The organism is Ureibacillus thermosphaericus, from assembly GCF_012396605.1.
Classification (GTDB): domain Bacteria; phylum Bacillota; class Bacilli; order Bacillales_A; family Planococcaceae; genus Ureibacillus; species Ureibacillus thermosphaericus.
The window spans coordinates 51,466-72,865 of the sequence record NZ_JAAXPW010000007.1; the positions used below are offsets into that span (position 1 = coordinate 51,466).

A 21,400-nucleotide genomic window follows, 5' to 3' on the forward strand; every position below is an offset into this window, starting at 1 on the left:
TCTACTTTTGGGGCATTTTTTTCGAAAATAAAAAAATTTAAATTGAAAAGAGAAGGAGTTTTCTTTTTTGTATCGAAGGATTACTACAATAAGTAAACCTATAGGAGCTGACATTCTTGGATAAAAATAAAGAAAAAATATTAATTCATTTCGAGAATTCAGTGGATTTTGTAAAAAATTTATCAAAACTGACGGAAAATGAATGGTACTTATCATTAACAAATGACGAATGGACAATTGCAGGCGTTGTCACTCATTTCATTGCGTTAGATGAATTTGTCCTTCAAAAACGAATTCCCTACTTTAAAAAAGATGGAGTTTTTCCAAAAGAACTAGACAAACAAGCAATCAAACAACAATCATTAATTGAGAGTAGAAAAAGAAAAAAGGAAGAGATTATAGAAAAATTTACCTCTGTTAGAAGAAGCCTTATTATTGCTGTAAATAATTTAGAAGATGAAAAATGGTCGAAAAGTTATCGCATTCATTCATCCAAATATACTATTTCGTCCTATTTGTTTGAATATATTCATTATGATTTAAAACAGTTTAATAAAGTGAGAGAAGCATTATACTTAAAAAAATAGTTTTGGCCTCCATGAATAGGGCCTTTTGTTTTTTTATAAAGAGAATGTCAAAGAAAGTCCTTGTAGCAGATTTCATCACAAGGACTTTCAATCCTATTTGTTTATTTACGGCCGAATAGTATAGGGATATAATGGATGATATCCATTGGAGTTACTCCATAATTGGACGAATTTCTCCCTAATTCTTCCGCGGCAATAGCATGATAAAAACTTGCACATAACATGGCTTTTAGGGGATTCTGATGCTGGGAAACTAGGGAAGCAATTAAACCAGTTAATACGTCTCCACTGCCACCTTTACCTAAAGCATCATTTCCATAAGGATTTATCCAAAGTTCGCTAGTAGGTGTTGCAATGATTGGTCGATGTCCTTTTAACAATAAATAAGCTCCGTATGTTGCAGCAAAATTTTTTGCTGTTTCTAAGCGATTCGCTTCAATTTCAGCAACTGATTTTCCCGTCAAGGTAGCCATTTCTCCTGGATGTGGAGTTAAAATAATATCCCCTTTATAATGTTGCAACTGTTCTAAATGGTTTTTAAGAAAATACAATCCATCTGCGTCTATAATGAGTGTTTGTGTTGTTAGCTGATCTAGCAATGTTCGAATTATTGCATCGCCGTCTAACTCTCTTCCCAATCCAGGCCCAAAGGCGATTGTTGTATATTTAGAAAAGTCGATTGTTTCAATAGCTTTCCAGTTAATAAATCCATTTGAATCGGATAGTGGGATAAAGAGACTTTCATGACATGTTCCAGCAACAAGTGGATAAATTTTTTCTGGAATAGCAAGGGTTACAAGACCAATTCCTGAGTGAAAAGCAGCCTTTGCTGTATAGACTGGCGCCCCTACATAATGTTTACAACCACCTATTACAAGGCAGTGTCCGAAAGCTCCTTTATGTCCATGTTTTATTCTTTGTGGCAGAGAGGATATTGCAGTAGCTTCATCTAGTAGTTTAGGCAGTTTTAATTGAAGGGTCTCAACAACTGAATCAGGAACGGAAATATCTGCAACTTCCCATTTGCCAATCACTGTAGGACCATCACCAACAAAAAATCCCATTTTTGGCATGGCAAAAGTAATTGTTTTCGTTGCTTTAATCGTTGTACTTGCGGCTTTACCCGTGTCGGAGTTAAGCCCAGAAGGAATATCCACACTTATTACATCTTTTTTTGAATCATTAACAGCTTCAATGATTTGATTGAACGGAAATCGAACTTCACCGGAAACTCCAGTTCCTAGCATCGCATCAATAATGACATCCGCCTGTTGAATATATGTAAATATATCATTTTCTTCAGCATTAAAGTGATAGAAAGGCAACTGACGATTTTTGTATACTTGAAAATGTATTCGAGCATCGCCTTTTAGTTTAGCTTCATTTCCAATAAAACAAAGTAATACATCGTATCCAAAATCAATTAATCGTCTTGCGATAACAAAGCCATCACCACCATTATTCCCGTACCCAGATAACACAAGTACACTAGTATTTTTGGGGTAGTCCTTTAAAATTGCTTGCACGACAGCGTTCCCTGCGTTTTCCATCAATACAGCACCAGGTAGCCCTAGCTGTTCCATTGTAAAATGGTCAAGCAGTTGCATTGTTTTTTGATCGGCAACATACATAAACAAACCTCCTTTACATAAGATGTTCTGAGATTTTTCTTCTTAACTTAATTTTACAATATAAAATGATCCATAATCATGAAACTTATGGAAACGATATACAGTCTAATAATTTGATTAGTTTGACTATGAGAAGGAATAAATTCATAATGATATAGTTAGTGTGAAAATAGAAATAAATATAAGAAATACATAAGGGGAAGAATAGATGGAAACTTGGATTCAAAGAATTATGGAGGATTTTGGGTATATAGGTGTATTCCTGTTAATTATGTTAGAAAACCTATTTCCTCCAATTCCTTCAGAAGTTATTTTAACCTTTGGTGGATTTATGACTACTTTTACTGATTTGACGGTCACAGGAGTAATCATTGCTTCAACTCTTGGTTCCGTTGCGGGCGCAATCATTTTATACGGTATTGGCTTGTTGTTGGATGTCGAACGGCTAGTAAAAATAGTTGATAAATATGGTCACATTTTAAGATTAACAAGAAACGATATTTATAAAGCTGATGCTTGGTTTGACAGATATGGTTTTTGGACTGTGTTCTTCTGTCGATTTATACCTCTCATTCGTAGTTTAATCTCCATTCCAGCCGGGATGAGTAATATGAAATTCTGGCTATTCATTTTATTAACGACATTAGGTACGTTAATATGGAATACTGTATTGGTGCATGTTGGTGCAACAGTTGGAGAGAATTGGGAGAAAATTGTAGAAGTGATGGACGTCTATTCAAACATTGCCTATGCAGTAATAGCCGTTGTTTTCATTTGGTTTGTTGTACGATTCATTCGTAAGAAAAAGTTATTTAAAAGAAAATAGAGGGAAGAGTTGTATTCTTCCCCCTTACTTTTAAATTAGCGTTACGAAAAAGATACAATATGCCTTGATGCACTTGGCAAGTATCGATTAGCTTATTAACTCAGTTCTTTTTTGACTTGATCCTTAGGCAATAGAAATGCGACTACTAAGATGATTGGTAATACGGAGATGATTTTCATTGTCATTTCTATTCCTATTGTATCCAGTAGCCAACCGATAGCGACAGATCCAACTGCACCCATTCCAAAGGCAAACCCCGTTGTCAGTCCTGCCATTGTTCCGATTTTGCTAGGTACTAATTCTTGAGCATAAACGACAGTTACAGAGAAGCTAATCATTATTAGTGTTCCGATAATAATTAAAAATACAGGTACAAGCCAAAGAGGCATGTACGGCAGTAATAAACATAAAGGAATCGGTACAACTACTGAAAGTAAAATGACATTTTTCCGACCGATGCGATCGGAAAGGGATCCTCCAAAAAATGTTCCAACAACGCCAAAAGCCATAAATATAAAGATTAAAATTTGGCCGATACGGGTAGTCAAATCATAATGATCTATTAAATAAAACACATAGTAATTTTGAATATTCGTTGTGTAAAAAGAGCGTGCAAAAATAATCGTAAACAGCAATATGAGAGCGATTCCCACTTGTTTTTTTGTTAATGGTGGCAAGGAAGAAATTAACACTTTTTTTTGCTTTTGGTTTAATTTCTCGGCATTTAATTGTCGAGCATACCATTTTGAAATGTTAAATAACAACACAATTCCGATAGCAACGAGAAGAAGCAATACAGCAGCCCCTCTTTGTCCTAATGCATCTAAAATAAAGGCACCAATTAAAGGAGCAATAGCTTGCCCAGAATTTCCACCGACTTGGTAAATCGATTGTGATAGGCCCCGCTTATTGCCTGCAGACATAAATGAAACGCGAGAGCCTTCCGGATGGAAAATGGCTGAACCAAATCCTAAAAAGATGGCAGCAATTAAAAGGATGTAATATTGATTAGCGAATGCAAACATACTTAAACCGATGAAGACGCTCATCATTCCTATAGGTAATGCGTATGCAATCGGTTTTTTATCACTAATAAAGCCGATGATCGGTTGAAGTGTTGAAGAAACCATATTTAATACAAAACTAATAAGCCCCAGTTGAGTAAAAGTAAAACCTAAATCTCTTGCAAGATAAGGGAACATTGCTGGTGCAATATTTTGAACAGTATCATTAATTAAATGTCCTATTGCAATGGCAATCATGATAGGGTAAATGGGAGTCCGTATGTTATTTTCTACCAATGGAACGTCACACCTTTAAATATTGATTATTACTTTATATGCTTATAATTCCACATTACATCAACATTCAATCTATTACTAATGGCTAGATTACTTTATTTGAATAGGTTATTTCTTCAAAGGGTAAACCCTAAATGATAATAAATTGTTTTAACCATTTACAATAAACAATTTTAAAATGAATTATACGATAAAGGAAGTAATTGCCTATGAAAACAAATCATTATATTCATTGGAAACGAAATATTAGCGTATTTCTAACGAGTCAAACGATATCGCTTTTCGGTTCTTCAATCGTTCAATACGCCATTATGTGGTACATCACGTTAACGACTCAGTCGGGAATCATGATGACGATTGCCATTCTCTGTGGATTTGTTCCTACTTTTTTATTATCGCCTTTTGCAGGAGTATGGGCAGATCGTTATAACCGGAAAATGTTAATTATCTTATCAGATTCCGCCATTGCTTTGGCTACACTTATTCTAGCTATTTTATTTTTAAGCGGTTATGAATCTCTTTGGATGCTCTTTATAATGTACGTCATTCGCTCATTTGGAACTGGTATTCAAACGCCGACAGTAGGGGCAATATTACCACAAATCGTTCCTGAAGAGCATTTAACAAAAGTGAACGGAATTAATGGCAGTATTCAAGCCCTTGTAATGCTGCTTTCACCAATGGTTAGTGCGGCTTTGCTTACTATTACAACGTTGGAAACACTATTTTTTATTGATGTCGTAACAGCTGCGATTGCGGTGGCAACTTTGCTATTCTTTTTACAAATTCCCCCGCATGAAAAAGCATTACAACAACAAATCAGCTATTTTGCTGACTTTAAACAGGGACTTGTTTATATTAAAAACAATGAATTCTTGAAAATTTTATTTATATATTTTGCGATATTCTTTGTTATGGCGGCCCCTGTTTCCTTCTTAACACCGTTGCAAGTAACTCGTACATTTGGAGAAGATGTATGGCGGCTTTCAGCGATCGAAATTGCATTTTCTATCGGTATGATGGCTGGGGGAGCAGTCATTGCTGTATGGGGAGGATTTAAAAACCGAACATATACGATGGCATTATCAAGTATAATATTCGGAGTTTGCACATTTTTATTAGGGATTGTGCCAAACTTCTGGTTTTATTGCTCCATTATGGCGTTGGCTGGAGTAGCGATGCCGTTATTTAATACACCTTCAACCGTACTTTTACAAGAAAAAGTTGAAGGAGACTATTTAGGGAGAATTTTTGGTGTACTGACAATGATTTCTACTTCCATGATGCCTTTAGGAATGCTAATTTTTGGTCCGATTAGCGATTTCATTAAAATTGAGTGGTTATTATTAGGAACAGGAGTAGCGATGTTCGTTCTTAGTTTTGTTTTAGTAGGAAACAAAGTATTAGTAGAGGCGGGAAAACCAAAGAATATGGAATCCAGCCAATAAAAAAGTGCGGCATGATTGCCGCACTTTTTTGGTCATTAATATACTAAACCGTATAATGCTTTAATGTGTGATAAGTAGCGTACATGGCTTGCTTCTTTCATAAGTGAAGCTGGTAAACCTTTTAGGTGAATATTGTTTTTACCAACAGTTGCTACACCGTCTTTACGTCCAAGGCTTGCAAGAGTACCAGAATTAACTGGGCTGAACTCTTTTAGTTTTTGGCCTTTAATTGTTGCGTAAATGTTGTAAGCTGCAGCTTCTCCCATTTGCCATGCATTTTGAGCAGTTGGTGCATATAATGGACGACCTCCATCTTCAGGAAGAGCAACGGAAGCATCTCCAACAACAAATACATCTTGATGTGATTTAGAACGTAAATACTCATCGATGATTGCTTTACCACGGTCGCATTCAAGACCAGATTCTTGAACGATTGGTAGAGCTGCAACTCCACCTGTCCAAACAAATGTGTTTGCTGTAATTGTGGAACCGTCTTTTAGTGAAATTACATTACCTTCTACACCTGTTACAGGAAGGCCAGTTAAGAATTCAACTCCACGAGCTTCTAAGCTTTTTGTTGCGCGTTCAATTAATTCATCAGGTAATACCGGTAAAATTTTTGGACCAGCTTCTATTAGTTTAATATTCAACTCGCTAGGGTCAACTGCGTATTTTGCACAAATATTTGGAGCGTTGTCTACAATTTCACCAACAAGTTCCACACCTGTTAAACCGCCGCCACCAATGACGATTGTTGCATCCGCAATATTTTTTGTTTTTGCATAGGAAGCAATTTTGCTTTCAATATGGTTGTAAATTCTTTTTGCATCATCTACAGATTTTAATACCATTGAGTTTTCTTCTAAACCAGGAATACCGAAGAAACCAGTTTGGCTACCAAGTGCTACAACTAAATAATCATAAGATAAGACAGAGCCGTTTGCTAAATATACTTCTTTATTTTTCACATTGAATGATTTTACTTCTTGGATAACCGTTTCAATGTCTTTACCTTTAAATAATTTCTTTAATGGGAAGGATATTGCTTGTTCAGAAATTGTTCCACCTGCAAGACGGTGTAATTCAGTAATTAATTGGTGATTAGGATATTTATTCACAACTGTGATTTTAGCTTCATCTTTACTTGCATATTTACGTAATGTTAGGGCAGTTAATAACCCACCGTAGCCTGCACCTAAGATGACGATTTCTTTTGACATATTATTCCTCCGTCCTTACTTTATTAAATAAACAAAACCTTATTGATTTTTGCGTTCAGCTGAAACTTCTAAAAATGCATTAGCAAAGCGTAATAGTTTTTGAACTTCTGGGTCCTTCAACAATTTTAATACTCCGAATAACCCGATTGCTTCTTTAGATTCGTCTGCACGTTCTTTTGCTTCAATAGCTGTTTGTGCTAAGCTTTTTACAGTACTCACAACTGGTTCAGAAACTTCTTTAATTGCGTTAACTGTGTCGCTCTTTAATACCTCATCTGTTGCTACTTGTTGTGCAAAATCATAAGCCTTTGTAAGAAGTCCTACTACTTCGGCAAGCTTTGGAAGCTGTTCTACTAAATATGTTAAGGACTCTTGCACTTCTGGTTTTAATAATTGATCCAGTAAATCTTGTTTTTCTTTCAAAGCCGACTCTTGAACTTGATTCACTAATTCTTCTGCCATTACCCATTCTCCTTTACTTATCATTGTGCCCATTATTAAAAACAGCATAGATATTTCACATACAATAAAGAAAAAACTCTTCAATTATAACTATGTGAAATGTTTAACAATGTTAACTACAGTTTAAATATAATACAAATATTTCGTAAATCAAGTACTGTTTTTAATAGTGAGTGTTTTATTGGATGGTATGAATAAAAATGAAGATTGAAAGCGTTTTCCTTTTTTATAACTATTAATAATGAAAAAGAAAACCCAATCATTTTTTGAATATTTCTTAAATTGTGACAAATATTTTACAAAAGTGTTGACTTTTTTTGAATTTGCCGTCAATTTGAATTATACGCTTTATCTATTATAATTTCTAATATTATTTTGCTATTTGTTATTAGAAATTGATAACGAAAAGTTAAAACAAAGATTTTTTATTATTATGTTTACGAAAATAAAAATTATGTTGATGAAAATGGAAAAAATTCAGCTATGATGCTGAATTTTTTTATTAAATTCATATTCATAATTTGTCGCTTCCATTAATGCTTTTTCTTCAATTGGTATTCGAATCGATAACATAATGAAGTTTAACAAGGTAAATACAATGGCAGTAAAATAAGCTTGAAACATAATTGGCAATATAATAATTTCACAACAAACAACGAAATAATTTGGATGTTTAAGAAAAGCATATGGTCCCTTTTTAACAATTTGAGCTCCTGGCAACACAATAATTTTCGTATTCCAATACATACCTAATGAAGATAAGCACCATATTCTTAAAGATTGTACGAGTAGAAAAATAATAAATAAAGGTAGAAAAAGTGGGGATATTGTACGTTCAAATACAATGACTTCTACAATTAAACTGATGAAGAAACTTACATGTAACAATATCATGAATGCATAATGTGAGGCCCCTACTTCATAAGCCCCAAGTTGCAGCATTTGTCTCTCGTTTCGTTTTGCAATAAACAATTCAAAAATTCTTTGTAAAATGACGATTGTTGTTACAATCATAAAAATTAGCATATTAATCCCTCCATTGCAGCAATACTGCTTCTCCACTAAATCCAGGTCCAAGAGCTACTATTAAACCATATGATTCATCTTTCTCGACGGTTTTCATATATTCATCTAAAACGTATAGTACCGTCGGCGATGACATATTGCCGTTTTGTTGAAGAATTTTTCGAGAAATAGCTGTATGTTTGTCGCTTAAATTCAGTGCTTCTTCGTAGGCTAATAACACTTTTTTCCCGCCAGGATGGGCAATGAAATGTTCAAGATCATTTAATGAAATGCCTGCCTCTTTGAAAAATGAATGGATGAATGGCCCTAGCCAATTAGAAATAATCGTCGGTATACTTTTTGAAAAGATGACATGAAACCCATCGTTTCTAACGTCCCAACCCATCACATTTTCCGAGTTAGGCATCCATTTTGAAGCTGTTTGAATGATATATGGTACTGTTTTTCGATTTTCTACTTTCGCTTCATCACCACAAATTAAGGCGCAAGCAACACCATCAGCAAAAAGTGATGCGCCAATTAAATTGCTTTTTGAAAAGTCATTTCGTTGGAAAGTGAGGCTGCATAATTCCACGCAGATGACAAGCACTTTTTCCTTTGGATGGGCAAGACAATAATCGTAGGCTCTACTAATTCCAGATGCTCCTCCAACGCAACCAAGCCCCCAAATAGGTAAACGTTTTATCCGATCTGAAAATTTCAATTTATTCATGATTCGAGCATCAATGCTGGGAGTTGATATGCCTGTGCTAGATACAAAGAAGATGGCATCAATTTCTTCTGTCGAAATTGGTCTTTTTAAATATAGTTCGTTTTGTAGACAACTTTGAATAGCTTTTACACTATAATCCACTGACAATTGAATATATAATTGATTGCGTTCTTCAAAAGTATGATCTTCTTTATGCCATTCTAACGGTACGCAAAAATGCCGCGTTTTTATTTCCCCATTTTCAAACACTTTTAATAGCCGCTCTAATTGCGGAATTTTATTTTGAAATAATGCCTTTGTAAATTGCTCTATTTCATGTTGATGTAATGTGTAGGGAGGTTTATAAGTACTGACAGATACAATTTTTGGCATTTATATCTTCCTTTATTAATTTTATTTCTAGCATTTCCAAGTGGATGAACGAGTATGCAAATAGTGGATAAGAGCAATTTCCTATTTTCAAGCTTCTTTTTCTGTGCGTTTATCATTTAATGAAAAAGTTTTTTGCAATAACTCTAAATACAATAAGAAGTAATCGATGCAGTCTTTAACAAGTTCTGTGTATGAGGAAAACTCCGGCCCCTTTTGATAATGCAAATAGTCGTTTTTTAATACTTCCAACAATTTTTTTGAGAATAAATGAATATTAGTTGAGTGGAATTTTTCTAAACACTGAATAAGGCTGCTGAATAGCACCATATCTTCAGAATCAGGGTGTTCGATAATTGCGATATCTTTCACAAGTACTTCAAGAGATTTAATATATCCAAAAAAGGCGATATCATCATTTCCTTGCAATTCTGCATGGATGGATTGGGTATATAAATTTTGAAATTTCTTCGATGTATTTTGAATGAGAGATTCATCTTGAAATGTATGACCCGGTATCGTTAACAAGTATCGCTCTTGGTTATTGTTTAGTTCTCCACAATTATTAACAACAAAATAGTCTTTTCGGCAGGAAGGGCAAGTTAATGACAAAATATGAATTTCAAAACTTTTATTTTCAAATCGATAGGTATTTTCAACCGTAGGATGTATATCTAAATTGCAGTGCGGACATTTATTTAAAATTATGTATTCTCGGTTGTCGTGGTTGTATTTAACTTTTGTTAGTTTTTTCTCATTTTTTTGCATCATTAGGGCAAATCTCCTTTATGAGCAGTTAGTGAACGATTGTTTCTTCAGCTATTATTTCCAATTTTTTAAGAAATCATTCAATACTTATAAAAAGTGGAAAAAGTCGCCCGATTAAATTCGGAGCGACTTTTCACTATATCTGTTATGAATTGTTTTCAAGGTAATGAATAATGGCATCTCTCAAAAATTCTGTACGACCCGTAACTTTTTGGTCATAATAAGCTTTAAAGCGTTCATCAGCGACATACATTTCCGCAAGTCCCCGGTGAGCTTCTTTTGAATAAGATGGCCAAGTGAAAGTGAGCCACTGTTTATGTTTCGCGGCAAGCTCTTGTGCAAGTGGTGATGTAGGATCTCCAATTTCATAAGCTTTTGCTAGTAGTTTTAGTATTTCGTCTCCAAGTTGCACAAATCTTTCGTAGTCTTCTTTCGACATGTTACGGAATTTTTCGTTGGACTTGCTGACGACATTCTCACCATATTTTTGGCGAATTTCCTCACCATATTTTTGTTCATTTTCTTCTATCAGTTTTTCCTTAAAAGCTTCAAATTTTTCTTCATTGCTCATCATCATTTCTCCTTTCTCATGGGCAATCGTTTTTTTTACGGATTCAATTAATCGGTCTAGGCGGGATCTCTTATTTCTAAGCTGTATTAAATGATTTTCCAACGCTTTTATTGAATCGTAATTTGGATCATTCATGATTGAAATAATTGTTTCAATGTTGACGTCTAATTCCCGGAAAAATAGAATTTGTTGCAATCGATTCACTTCTTCTTGACCATAAATCCGATAGCCAGAGCTGTTGATTCGTTTTGGTTTTAATAAATTAATTTCATCGTAATATCGCAATGTTCTTGTACTGATGCCTGCTAATTTTGCTAATTGACTAATTGTGTACTCCATTGAAATCCCTCCTGACAACTTCATCATAAAGGTTGACGTAACGTGAAGGTCAATATACAAATGAAAATATTTTTTTAGAGAAAAAACTGGCTACTGATATAGACATCGATTATATTTAACTTTGTAGTAACGGAATGAAAGGTTGATGCAATAGATGGGAGATAAAGAATTAAAGATTGTAAAGCAACCAAAATATCAAAAAATTGCTGCCGACATAGCGTCAAAAATTGTTGAGGGAAAATATTTAATAGGCGAAAAAATATATGCAAGATCTTCATTGGCAAGTCAGTATGGGGTCTCAGCTGAAACTGCAAGGAGAGCTATTGCCGTTCTACAAGACTTAGAAATTGTGGAAGCTACGAAAGGGAGCGGTGTTGTTATTAAGTCTTATGAAAAAGCGGCAAATTATATAAAGCAGTTTTTAGATGTTCAATCCATTCATCAAATACAATTGGAAATGTTAGAGAGCATTGACCGACAAAAAAAGGAACTGGATCAACTAAAAGAGACTGCAGAAAGATTAGTCAGCCGAACAGAGCGCTTTCGTTCGATTAATCCTTTTGTTCCATTTCATTTAGAAGTAATAAAGAATTCCCCATACTTATCTAAAACGATTGGCGAAATAAATTTTTGGCATCATACAATGGCAACGATTGTAGGTATACGTCGTGGGGAAGAACTAATCATATCACCTGGACCATATACCACAATTGAACTGAACGATGTCATCTATTTTATTGGAAACGATGAATGTCTAGAAAGAGTACAAAAATTTCTATTTCCTAATTAAAAAAGGCTTACAGAAGCAAAATTGAGCTTTTGTAAGCCTTTCTTATTATATTTTTGTAGTTTCCGAGATTAGCAATTTGACAAAAGTAACAACCTGTTGTTAATATTGAGTTGTCACTTTTGTAACATTCTATTCATTTTTAAATAGATAAAAATGGTGGAAAGGAGTATGAGATGGAAAAAATTAAAGTTGAACATGTGACGAAAATTTTCGGTAAACATATAAATGCTGCGATGAAACTCGTGGAACAGAAAAAAAGCAAAACAGAAATTCTCAAAGAAACCGGAGCGACAATAGGGGTTTACGATGCGAATTTCACAGTAAACGAAGGAGAAATTTTTGTAATCATGGGTCTTTCGGGCAGCGGTAAATCGACATTAATCCGTCTATTAAATCGATTAATAGACCCTACTAACGGAAACATATACATCGACGGACAAAATATCTCCAAATTAAATAAAAAGGAATTAAGAAAAATTCGAAGAGATAAAATGAGCATGGTTTTCCAAAACTTTGGATTATTTCCTCATCGAACAATTTTGCAAAATACAGAATATGGTCTCGAAATTAAGGGAGTTCCAAAAGAGGAAAGGCGATTGAAAGCAGAAAAGGCTTTAGACAATGCTGGACTGTTGCCTTATAAAGACCAGTATCCAAGCCAATTATCAGGCGGAATGCAACAACGGGTTGGTCTTGCAAGAGCACTTGCTAATGATCCGGATATTTTACTAATGGATGAAGCTTTTTCTGCGCTCGATCCACTCATTCGGAAAGAAATGCAAGATGAATTATTAGATTTGCAACAAAGAATGAAGAAGACAATTGTATTTATTACTCATGATTTAAATGAAGCCCTTCGCATAGGGGATCGCATTGCGTTAATGAAAGATGGTGAAATTATTCAAATCGGAACAGGAGAAGAAATATTAACAAATCCAGCGAACGATTATGTTCGAAGCTTCACTGAAGATGTCGACCGTTCGAAAGTATTGACTGTCGAAAACGCAATGATACGTCCAGTATCCATTAACGTTGAAGCTGATGGACCAAAAGTTGCTTTACAGTTGATGAGAGAAGAAAAAGTGAGCGTCATCTTAGCGGTTGATAAACAAAGAAACTTTAAAGGATATATTACTGCTAACGATGCCCTTGAAGCATCTAAGCGTGGTGAAAGGCATCTACATGGAATATTAAGAAATGATATGCAGACGGTACCACCAGATACGTTAATTCAAGACGTGTTAGGGCCGATGTCCGATTCACCTACACCGATTGCCGTCGTGGAAAACGGAAAATTACTTGGCGTATTAATAAGAGGAGTAGTGATTGAGACACTCTCTTCATCTAACGGTAATGGAGGTGTTGATGATGAATAAAATGCTCGACTTTATTCCTTCACTTCCAGTTGCTGATTGGGTTGAAACGTTCATGGATTTATTAACAGACAATTTTGCCTCAATGTTTTCCTTTATTCAAAAATGGGGCAAAAATTCGATGGAATCCTTTACGGATTTATTGCTGCTTATTCCACCTATTTTGTTCATCCTCATTGTCGCTATCATCGCCTTCTTTGCCACAAAAAAGAAATTCGGATTAGCGGTATTTACGATTGTTGGATTAACGTTTATTTACAATCAAGATCTTTGGAAAGAACTCATGAATACCGTCACGTTAGTGGTGTTTTCAAGTATCATTGCAATCATTATTGGTATACCAATCGGAATTTTAATGTCAAAAAGTAATGTAGCGGAGAATATCATTAAGCCGATTTTGGACTTCATGCAAACAATGCCGGGATTTGTATATTTAATACCTGCCGTAGCCTTTTTTGGTATTGGTGTCGTACCGGGTGTTTTTGCATCGGTCATTTTCGCATTGCCGCCTACGGTAAGATTTACGAATTTAGGTATAAGACAAGTGCCGAAAGAGTTGGTGGAAGCTGCGGATTCCTATGGAAGTACAGGTTGGCAAAAATTGTATAAATTAGAGCTTCCATTAGCCAAATCAACAATTATGGCAGGCATTAACCAGACAGTGCTTTTATCATTATCAATGGTCGTCATTGCATCGATGATTGGTGCACCTGGATTAGGTCGGGATGTATTGTCGGCACTACAAAGAGCTCAAGTAGGAAATGGATTCGTTGCAGGTATCAGTTTAGTTATCTTTGCCATTATCATTGATCGCTTAACACAAAGTTTAAATAAAAAGAAATATTAATAGGAAGGAAGTATATAATGAAATTTAAAAAATTAATGATGATTGGACTAGCTTTAGGTTTGAGTGCAGCTTTAGCTGCGTGTGGAAATGGATCTTCTAATGATGTTGACAATTCAAATAAGGAAGAGGATAAAGAAATCAATTTAGCGTATGTTGAATGGGATTCTGAAATAGCATCAACTCATGTCATTGGAAAGGTGTTAGAAGATTTAGGTTATGATGTAACATTAACGCCACTAGATAATGCCATTATGTGGGAAGCTGTTGCAAATGGAGAAGCAGACGCATCGGTAGCGGCGTGGTTACCAGTTACTCATGGTGAACAATATGAAGCATATAAGGATGATATTGTTGACTTAGGTGAAAACTTATCAGGTGCAAAAATTGGATTAGTTGTACCTGAATACATGGAAAATGTAGACTCCATTGAGGATTTGAATAAACACGCTAATATGCAAATAACAGGCATTGAATCAGGTGCCGGTGTAATGCAAGCAACGGAAAGAGCCCTTCAAGAATATGAAAATTTAGCCGATTGGGAATTAGTACCATCTTCTTCAGGGGCGATGGCGGTTGCTTTAGGAGAAGCAATTAAAAATAAAGAAGAAATTGTTGTCACTGGATGGACTCCTCACTGGAAATTTGCGAAATACGAATTGAAGTATTTAGAAGATCCAAAAGGAGTATTTGGTGGGGAAGAAACAATTAACACATTTGTAAGAAAAGGGTTAGAAGATGAAATGCCAGATGCATTTAAAGTGTTAGATAATTTCCACTGGACAACGGCAGATATGGAATCAGTAATGCTTGATATCAGTAATGGTATGAGTCCAGCAGATGCTGCGAGCAAATGGGTTGAAGAAAATGCTGAAAAAGTAGCTAAATGGACAGAAGAAATCGAATAATGAAGTAAGGTGATGCGATTATCGCATCACCTTTTTATTTTTCTTTTACATCATATCCTATAACCGTCCAAATGCCTGTTTCATCTTGTCGAATAAGCCTTTTTAAGTATACTGTTTGAATGTTTGTATCTGAATCATCCACTTCAACGATTGCTAGTTCGTTATCGCTATGAAGCAATTTTAAATTCTCCAGTTCAATAGGGTATTCCCCTTCAATACCGCTTGGTGAGATTTGAAGACTTACAAACACTTGTGTGGTTGCAATAGCATCAAGTCTCCACGGCGAATGCCCCTCATCAACACTTTTTTGAGTATTCTTTTCTATTTCTAAATTATATTGAACTTCTACTTGAGGAGAAATTTCTTTCGCTGATACTGGGAACATAATGTTTTCGTATATTCCAACACTTTCCAATTCAAAAGTTAGTTCGGTTGATTCAAGATATGCTGGAATTGCATTATAGTCCATAATCTCCACAGTGAAAACCTCCGTCTTTTCCAGATTTCCTAAGAGGAAACATGTTCTAAATTATAGTAGCTTTGTTTTAACTTTATTATTTACAAATTAGATGAAAATATTAATTATACTTGTTAAGAATAGTATGAATTTCTTTGTTTAATTCTTCTATGTTTGCATTTGGAATTAGTGAGTGGCTAAGTTGATATTTTTCTTTTAGCTTTAGAATTCGCATAACGCTTTCATTAATCCGCTGTTCAGAAATTTCACCACGTTGAACTGAAGTAACAAGTTCATCGATGATAGAAAAAATCTTATCTTCATCATGAGCAATTAAAATCATATCATTTCCAGCTTTTACTGATAGTAAAGCAGCTTCTTGTAATGAATAGTGGTTGGTAATTGCTTTCATCGTCATATCATCTGTGATGACAACACCGTTAAAACCGAGTTTTTCTCGCAATAACTCTGTAATGATGGTTTTTGATATAGATGCAGGATATTGTTTATCGATTTGCGGTAATAAAATGTGAGCTATCATCACAACATCTGCATTTTCTTCAATTGCCTTTTTGAACGGGAGTAATTCGACTTGATCTAATTCTTTTATTGATTTATTCACCATAGGGAGAGCTAGGTGAGAATCGACGGAAGTATCGCCATGGCCAGGAAAGTGTTTTATAACCGGTATGATATTTTCAGATTGTATTCCTTTCATCATTTGAATTCCTAAGGCTGCAACGATTGTTGGATCATGACTAATAGCACGGTGACTGATTACCGGATTGTTTGGGTTGCTATTCACATCTAAAACCGGAGCGAAATTCAGATTAAAGCCGAATGTAGCTAATTGTTTTCCTAACAATTTTCCGTATTCATATGCAAAAACTTCATTATTTTTTAATCCAACAGAATAATTTGTCGGTAAACTTGCAATTTCTTTTGGCAGTCGGTTGATGCTTCCGCCTTCCTGGTCAATCCCTAAAAAAATAGGATATTTATTATTGTTGTTAAGACTTTTCACTTCATTTAATAATGAGGTAATTTGCTGACTAGACTGTAAATTATCTTTAAAGAAGATGATGCCTCCAATTTTTCTTTCCACAATTAAATGTTTTACCTGATCATTCAACTTTTCCCCTGAAAAACCGATAAAGAACATTTGACCAATCTTTTCTTCTAAAGTCATATTGTCTACTAAGTTTGCGTACTTTGATGGATTATTTTTAGTAAGAATTGAGATATGATGCACTTTCGGGTTAGGCAAATCGTTCGACGGCTTTGGCAAAATCCATTTAATCAAGTAATAATCATTGACGGTGTAATACAAAATAATCTGAGCTGTTGTCTCATCTTCATAATAAGTTGTTTGTTCAGGTGCTCCCAGTACATCTTGAATATCTTGCATATGAATTTGGGATAGATGTTTGTCATAGGAACGAATATCAAAAATTTGCTGTCCATCCATTCCGATTGATAAATTGTGTGCAGGGTAATAAGCATAACTTCCAACAGTTGTATTTTCAATTCTTTCAGGTGAACCTAATATTTTTTCGACATCTTTAAATGTTGAGTTTCCAGCAATGATGGAACTTTGGTAAACCTTTCCTTCCGCAGCATAGTTCATAATTTGCTGTATCAATTCTACTGCAGTTGGCTTTTCATGTTGAAATGGCGGAGCTTTCGATAAATGTTCATCATTAGATGAATTTTGATTACCGTTCCAAACAAATATAATGAAGAATGCACTAGTCACAAGGATAATGAAACTAATAATAATGCCTTTTTTCATATGATTTCTCCTTTTTATCCTGTCATAAAATTAGTTGCTTAAGGGAAGAAAAAGTCACAGTCGACAAAGAAAGAGTTCAAAGAAATTGAATCGACAATATTTCCTAGGAAATTTCGATATTTTTCACCAAACAATAAAGGCAAAAAATAGATTCGATTCAAACGGGTTATCATAGCCAATACAAGGTGCATTTGGTAGAATAATGAATAACATAAGGGGGTATGGATATGGGAATTTTATTACTTATTGTTACCATTATGATTGGAATCCTTTTTGCTCTTCGTCTATACTCATTTGAAAATAGTGAATTTAGAAAAATCACAGGACATTCTTTATATAGTATTTGGGCAAATCCACATGTAAAAAATACATATAAATTAGTTCAGTCTTTAAAATATTTACAAGGTGAACACAAACTGTTAGTAAATGTTGCATTTAACGGTGCTAATAAAAATATCGATGCGATTGTTATTCATGAATCTGGCATTTATATTTTTTCAATTCAATCTATGAATGGCTGGATTTATGGTAGAGAACAAGATGGGCAATGGGCTCAAGCAGTACATAAACAAGATAAATTGAACACATTTGAAAACCCAATCAACGAAATGAAAAGAGCAGTATTAAACCTGAAGGAAAGTTTGACGAATGTAAAAGAGGATTTATTTCATTCAATCGTTCTATTTACAGACAGTTGTTCATTAAAAAAAATTATGACGAAATCAAATAATGTGTCAGTAATAAAAGTAAATGAATTAAAGCGTTTTTGGAAAAAACGAACTGATAAAAAGCTTACAGTAGAGGATATCCAAAAAATTCATCATTCACTAGAACAATTTGTTAATATTCATCAACCTTCTTATAAAATGAACATGGATCAAGCAACTACTAATCATTAATATCACAGTATATTGAAAGGAAATAACAATGGGAAAGCGCTCAAAACGGCAAAACAGCATAGAATTTATGAAAGAAAATAGAAGATTGTTTTCTTGTCCGATTTGTAATAATGAAATGGATGTCCATGATGACGGAGAGGTTTTCTGTAGTAATCGTCATAACTTTACGATTGCAAAACAAGGATATGTGAATTTTTTGACAAAACCTGTCCGTTCTATGTATACGAAAAATTTATTTGAATCTCGTAAAGTTGTAATTGATAGCGGTTTGTTCAATGAAATGCATAAACAAGTAGCAACTATCATTGGAAATTCAGTTAAGACAATTTTAGATACTGGATGCGGGGAAGGTTCCCATTTGGCTCGTATTTGTGAGCAGTTAAATGATGAGGTAGTTGGTGTAGGGGTTGATATTGCTAAAGAAGGAATTATTACTGCGGCAAAATATTATGACCGGAAAATTTGGTGCGTTGGAGATTTAGCAGATAGTCCTTTTCGTGAACAATCATTTGACGTAATATTGAATATTTTATCGCCAGCAAACTATGGTGAGTTTAAACGCCTGTTAAAGCAAGGGGGAAAATTGATTAAAGTAGTTCCCCAATCCGAATATTTAATGGAATTAAGAAAACAAGTATTTGCAAACTCAAAAAAAGAGCTTTATTCTAACGAGCAAACTGTCGTTCGATTTCATGAGCAATTTATGAACGTGTCACAACAAAGAATTACTTATAAAGTGCCTATTGAAAAGGAACTAATTCCTAAATTAATTGAAATGACTCCTCTAGGATGGCATGCAGAAACCCATGATATATCTTTAGAGGAATTGACGATTGATTTGGATATATTAGTGGGAGAAGTGTAAGTTTGTGATGAGATTGAAAGAAAGGGATGTTTTCTTTAAAATAAGAATGAATAAAAAAATTTAAGGGTAGGAATCAACAGTGTTATACGATTTCGGAGCTAGAGTAGTTAACGTGTTTTTAACAATAAATGGATCAAAAGCGAAGGTATATGGTAAGGAAAATTTACCAAAAGATGAGGGATACATCATTGCGTGTACACATAATGGATATATTGATATTTTAAACCTAGGTCTTTCCATATATCCTAGACAAATACATTTTATGGCAAAAAAACAACTATTTGATATTAAAGGGTTAGGTTGGTTGATTAAAAAACTGAACGCTTTTCCTGTCGATCGTGAAAATCCGGGACCGAGCGTGATTAAAATACCTCGTCAACTTCTAAAAGAAGGAAAAATTGTTGGAATTTTTCCGAGCGGTACTCGTACAACAAATAACACAGAGTTAAAACAAGGAGCAATTACTATTGCTCAACTTACAAAATCGAAAGTTGTTCCAGCAGCCTATATTGGTCCAAAAAATATAAAGGAAGTAATAAAAAGACAAAAAGGGTATTTAATATATGGTAAACCTTTTACCGTTCCTGCTGGAAAAGAAGCGCGGGATGAATACACTGCCTTTTTAGAAAAAGAGCTTCAAAGATTAACAGAAGAAATACAACGAACAAATGGAAAATAATTAGCACTTTCCGTCATCGGAAGGTGCTTTTTCAAAAGGGGTTGTTATGATGAAACGTGTACTTTTCGTATGCTTAGGAAATATTTGCCGCTCGCCAATGGCTGAAGCAGTATTTAGAGACTTGCTAAAAAAGAGAGGATTAGAAGATAAAATCGAAGTGGATTCTGCTGGAACAAGTTCATGGCACGTCGGAGAACCACCGCATTACGGTACTTCCAACAAATTAAAAGAATATAATATTTCCACAGAAGGAATCACTGCGCGGCAATTGAAAAAAGATGATTTTGAAAAGTTTGATTATATTGTTGGTATGGATGAAAGTAATATAAGGGATATATGTAGAATATTAGGTCAAACGGAACATCCAAAAATTTTCCGTTTTCTTGATTTAACTTCATACAAAAAAGACGTTCCAGATCCATATTATACGGGGGATTTCCAAGAGACATATGACTTAGTTGTAGATGGTTGCGAAGCATTATTGAGCAAAATAATAGAAGAGATGGAAGATTAAAGGTTGATATTATAAAGGCATTTTACAAAAAAATCAAGTAGCGATTATTTTCATCAAAGAAATCATGGTGTATAATGATACAGTCGTATTTGTTAGAATGAAATTTTACTGATATTTTGAATAGGAAAGAGAGTGAATCCAATGGGTCGCAAATGGAATAATATTAAAGATAAAAAAGCAGAAAAAGATAAAAACACCAGCCGAATTTATGCAAAATTTGGTAAGGAAATTTATGTAGCTGCAAAAAAAGGTGAACCAGACCCAGAATTAAATCAGGCATTAAAGGCAGTATTAGAAAGAGCAAAAACATATAATGTACCTAAACATATTATTGATCGTGCCATTGAAAAAGCAAAAGGTGCTGGCGGAGAAGATTATGATGAACTTCGTTACGAAGGCTTCGGTGTCGGTGGAACAATGGTGATTGTTGATGCGTTAACAAACAATGTGAACCGTACCGTTTCAGAAGTCCGTGCTGCTTTTGGCAAAAACGGAGGAAATATGGGTGTAACAGGTTCGGTATCATATATGTTTGATTCTACTGCGGTATTTGGAATTGAAGGTAAGTCAGTAGATGAAGTATTAGAAATTTTATTAGAAGCGGATATTGATGCACGTGATGTGTTTGATGAAGAGGGAATCACAATCGTTTATGCGGAGCCAGATCAATTCCATGTTGCTCAAGAAGCATTCAAAGCAGCAGGTATTGAAGAGTTTACAGTAGCTGAATTAACAATGCTTCCACAAACTGAAGTAAAACTAACTGGGGAAGACAAAGTGAAATTTGAAAAAATGATTGATGCATTAGAAGATCTTGAAGATGTACAACGTGTATATCATAACGCAGATTTAGAAGATTAATATTCAATAAAGGAAAGACCGTAACATGTTGAGTGTCACGGTCTTTTTTTCATTGTCAGTTTTTGGGGAAGTGGACTTTCAAAGAAAAATTCCACGTTTCTAAAGTATAATTTTGGAACTTTATAATCGTTTAAACGTAAGTACTAAGAGAAAACCTT

22 protein-coding genes are annotated in these 21,400 nt (G+C 34.5%); 12 read left to right on the forward strand and 10 right to left on the reverse strand.

All coding sequences use genetic code 11. The annotated features are described in order from the left end of the window. Positions 1 to 116: 116 nt before the first annotated feature. Entirely contained in the window at positions 117 to 587 is a 471-nt protein-coding gene (locus tag HF990_RS04740) for a DinB family protein (RefSeq protein WP_016839066.1), read from the forward strand. 101 nt (positions 588 to 688) lie between these two features. Here the strand turns inward: HF990_RS04740 and HF990_RS04745 are convergent, their stop codons facing one another. Then, complete coding sequence (locus HF990_RS04745; protein ID WP_168412096.1) at positions 689 to 2,218, reverse strand: NAD(P)H-hydrate dehydratase; 1,530 nt, start codon at positions 2,216 to 2,218, stop codon at positions 689 to 691. 208 nt (positions 2,219 to 2,426) lie between these two features. Between HF990_RS04745 and HF990_RS04750 the strand changes: the two genes are divergently transcribed. Then, on the forward strand, positions 2,427 to 3,044 hold the full coding sequence (locus HF990_RS04750) for a DedA family protein (RefSeq protein ID WP_016839068.1): 618 nt from the start codon (positions 2,427 to 2,429) through the stop codon (positions 3,042 to 3,044). 95 nt (positions 3,045 to 3,139) lie between these two features. Here the strand turns inward: HF990_RS04750 and HF990_RS04755 are convergent, their stop codons facing one another. Then, entirely contained in the window at positions 3,140 to 4,306 is a 1,167-nt protein-coding gene (locus tag HF990_RS04755) for an MFS transporter (RefSeq protein WP_050988855.1), read from the reverse strand. Between the two features lie 248 nt (positions 4,307 to 4,554). On the opposite strand from HF990_RS04755, the gene HF990_RS04760 reads away from it, so the two are divergent. After that, positions 4,555 to 5,793 carry an MFS transporter gene (locus HF990_RS04760; protein WP_016839070.1) on the forward strand — a complete coding sequence of 413 codons (1,239 nt, stop codon included), beginning with the start codon at positions 4,555 to 4,557 and terminating at the stop codon, positions 5,791 to 5,793. A gap of 35 nt (positions 5,794 to 5,828) precedes the next feature. Here HF990_RS04760 and HF990_RS04765 read toward each other — a convergent pair whose 3' ends face one another. The 6 genes from HF990_RS04765 to HF990_RS04790 all read right to left on the reverse strand — a co-directional run bounded on the left by HF990_RS04765 (position 5,829) and on the right by HF990_RS04790 (position 11,260). After that, the gene (locus HF990_RS04765; RefSeq protein ID WP_016838379.1) at positions 5,829 to 7,013 is read right to left on the reverse strand and encodes an NAD(P)/FAD-dependent oxidoreductase; all 1,185 of its coding nucleotides are present in this window, start codon (positions 7,011 to 7,013) and stop codon (positions 5,829 to 5,831) included. Positions 7,014 to 7,052: 39 nt separating this feature from the next. Continuing rightward, on the reverse strand, positions 7,053 to 7,475 hold the full coding sequence (locus tag HF990_RS04770; protein WP_168412097.1) for a DUF1641 domain-containing protein: 423 nt from the start codon (positions 7,473 to 7,475) through the stop codon (positions 7,053 to 7,055). A gap of 477 nt (positions 7,476 to 7,952) precedes the next feature. Next, complete coding sequence (locus HF990_RS04775) at positions 7,953 to 8,501, reverse strand: isoprenylcysteine carboxyl methyltransferase family protein (protein ID WP_168412098.1); 549 nt, start codon at positions 8,499 to 8,501, stop codon at positions 7,953 to 7,955. A 1-nt stretch (position 8,502) separates the two neighbouring features. After that, positions 8,503 to 9,585: a type III polyketide synthase gene (locus HF990_RS04780; protein WP_016838376.1), complete on the reverse strand. Its 1,083-nt coding sequence runs from the start codon at positions 9,583 to 9,585 to the stop codon at positions 8,503 to 8,505. An 87-nt stretch (positions 9,586 to 9,672) separates the two neighbouring features. Further along, positions 9,673 to 10,353: a hypothetical protein gene (locus HF990_RS04785; protein WP_096550162.1), complete on the reverse strand. Its 681-nt coding sequence runs from the start codon at positions 10,351 to 10,353 to the stop codon at positions 9,673 to 9,675. Positions 10,354 to 10,495: 142 nt separating this feature from the next. Then, positions 10,496 to 11,260 carry a MerR family transcriptional regulator gene (locus HF990_RS04790; RefSeq protein WP_016838374.1) on the reverse strand — a complete coding sequence of 255 codons (765 nt, stop codon included), beginning with the start codon at positions 11,258 to 11,260 and terminating at the stop codon, positions 10,496 to 10,498. A 154-nt stretch (positions 11,261 to 11,414) separates the two neighbouring features. On the opposite strand from HF990_RS04790, the gene HF990_RS04795 reads away from it, so the two are divergent. The 4 genes from HF990_RS04795 (at position 11,415) to HF990_RS04810 (ending at position 15,175) form a co-directional block, all read left to right on the forward strand. Beyond that, positions 11,415 to 12,050, forward strand: a complete 636-nt coding sequence (locus tag HF990_RS04795) for a TrkA C-terminal domain-containing protein (protein ID WP_016838373.1) — start codon at positions 11,415 to 11,417, stop codon at positions 12,048 to 12,050. Between the two features lie 173 nt (positions 12,051 to 12,223). After that, positions 12,224 to 13,426: a quaternary amine ABC transporter ATP-binding protein gene (locus HF990_RS04800; RefSeq protein WP_016838372.1), complete on the forward strand. Its 1,203-nt coding sequence runs from the start codon at positions 12,224 to 12,226 to the stop codon at positions 13,424 to 13,426. Further along, on the forward strand, positions 13,419 to 14,270 hold the full coding sequence (locus tag HF990_RS04805) for an ABC transporter permease (RefSeq protein WP_016838371.1): 852 nt from the start codon (positions 13,419 to 13,421) through the stop codon (positions 14,268 to 14,270). Before HF990_RS04800 ends, HF990_RS04805 begins: the two co-directional genes overlap by 8 nt. Positions 14,271 to 14,287: 17 nt before the next feature. Next, positions 14,288 to 15,175, forward strand: a complete 888-nt coding sequence (locus tag HF990_RS04810; protein WP_168412099.1) for a glycine betaine ABC transporter substrate-binding protein — start codon at positions 14,288 to 14,290, stop codon at positions 15,173 to 15,175. Positions 15,176 to 15,209: 34 nt separating this feature from the next. Here HF990_RS04810 and HF990_RS04815 read toward each other — a convergent pair whose 3' ends face one another. Together HF990_RS04815 and nagZ are read right to left on the reverse strand one after the other, a co-directional pair. Continuing rightward, a complete protein-coding gene (locus HF990_RS04815) occupies positions 15,210 to 15,653 on the reverse strand; it encodes a hypothetical protein (RefSeq protein WP_168412100.1) in 444 nt (147 codons plus the stop codon). Between the two features lie 100 nt (positions 15,654 to 15,753). Next, a complete protein-coding gene (gene nagZ / locus HF990_RS04820) occupies positions 15,754 to 17,424 on the reverse strand; it encodes a beta-N-acetylhexosaminidase (protein ID WP_168412101.1) in 1,671 nt (556 codons plus the stop codon). Between the two features lie 227 nt (positions 17,425 to 17,651). Between nagZ and HF990_RS04825 the strand changes: the two genes are divergently transcribed. The 5 genes from HF990_RS04825 to HF990_RS04845 all read left to right on the forward strand — a co-directional run bounded on the left by HF990_RS04825 (position 17,652) and on the right by HF990_RS04845 (position 21,242). Then, complete coding sequence (locus tag HF990_RS04825) at positions 17,652 to 18,323, forward strand: nuclease-related domain-containing protein (protein WP_016838367.1); 672 nt, start codon at positions 17,652 to 17,654, stop codon at positions 18,321 to 18,323. A gap of 28 nt (positions 18,324 to 18,351) precedes the next feature. Beyond that, on the forward strand, positions 18,352 to 19,188 hold the full coding sequence (locus HF990_RS04830) for a putative RNA methyltransferase (RefSeq protein ID WP_016838366.1): 837 nt from the start codon (positions 18,352 to 18,354) through the stop codon (positions 19,186 to 19,188). A gap of 79 nt (positions 19,189 to 19,267) precedes the next feature. After that, positions 19,268 to 19,867: a lysophospholipid acyltransferase family protein gene (locus tag HF990_RS04835; protein WP_040764601.1), complete on the forward strand. Its 600-nt coding sequence runs from the start codon at positions 19,268 to 19,270 to the stop codon at positions 19,865 to 19,867. A 49-nt stretch (positions 19,868 to 19,916) separates the two neighbouring features. After that, entirely contained in the window at positions 19,917 to 20,381 is a 465-nt protein-coding gene (locus tag HF990_RS04840; protein ID WP_168412102.1) for a low molecular weight protein-tyrosine-phosphatase, read from the forward strand. A gap of 141 nt (positions 20,382 to 20,522) precedes the next feature. Beyond that, complete coding sequence (locus HF990_RS04845; protein WP_016838363.1) at positions 20,523 to 21,242, forward strand: YebC/PmpR family DNA-binding transcriptional regulator; 720 nt, start codon at positions 20,523 to 20,525, stop codon at positions 21,240 to 21,242. The last annotated feature ends 158 nt before the right edge of the window (positions 21,243 to 21,400 follow it).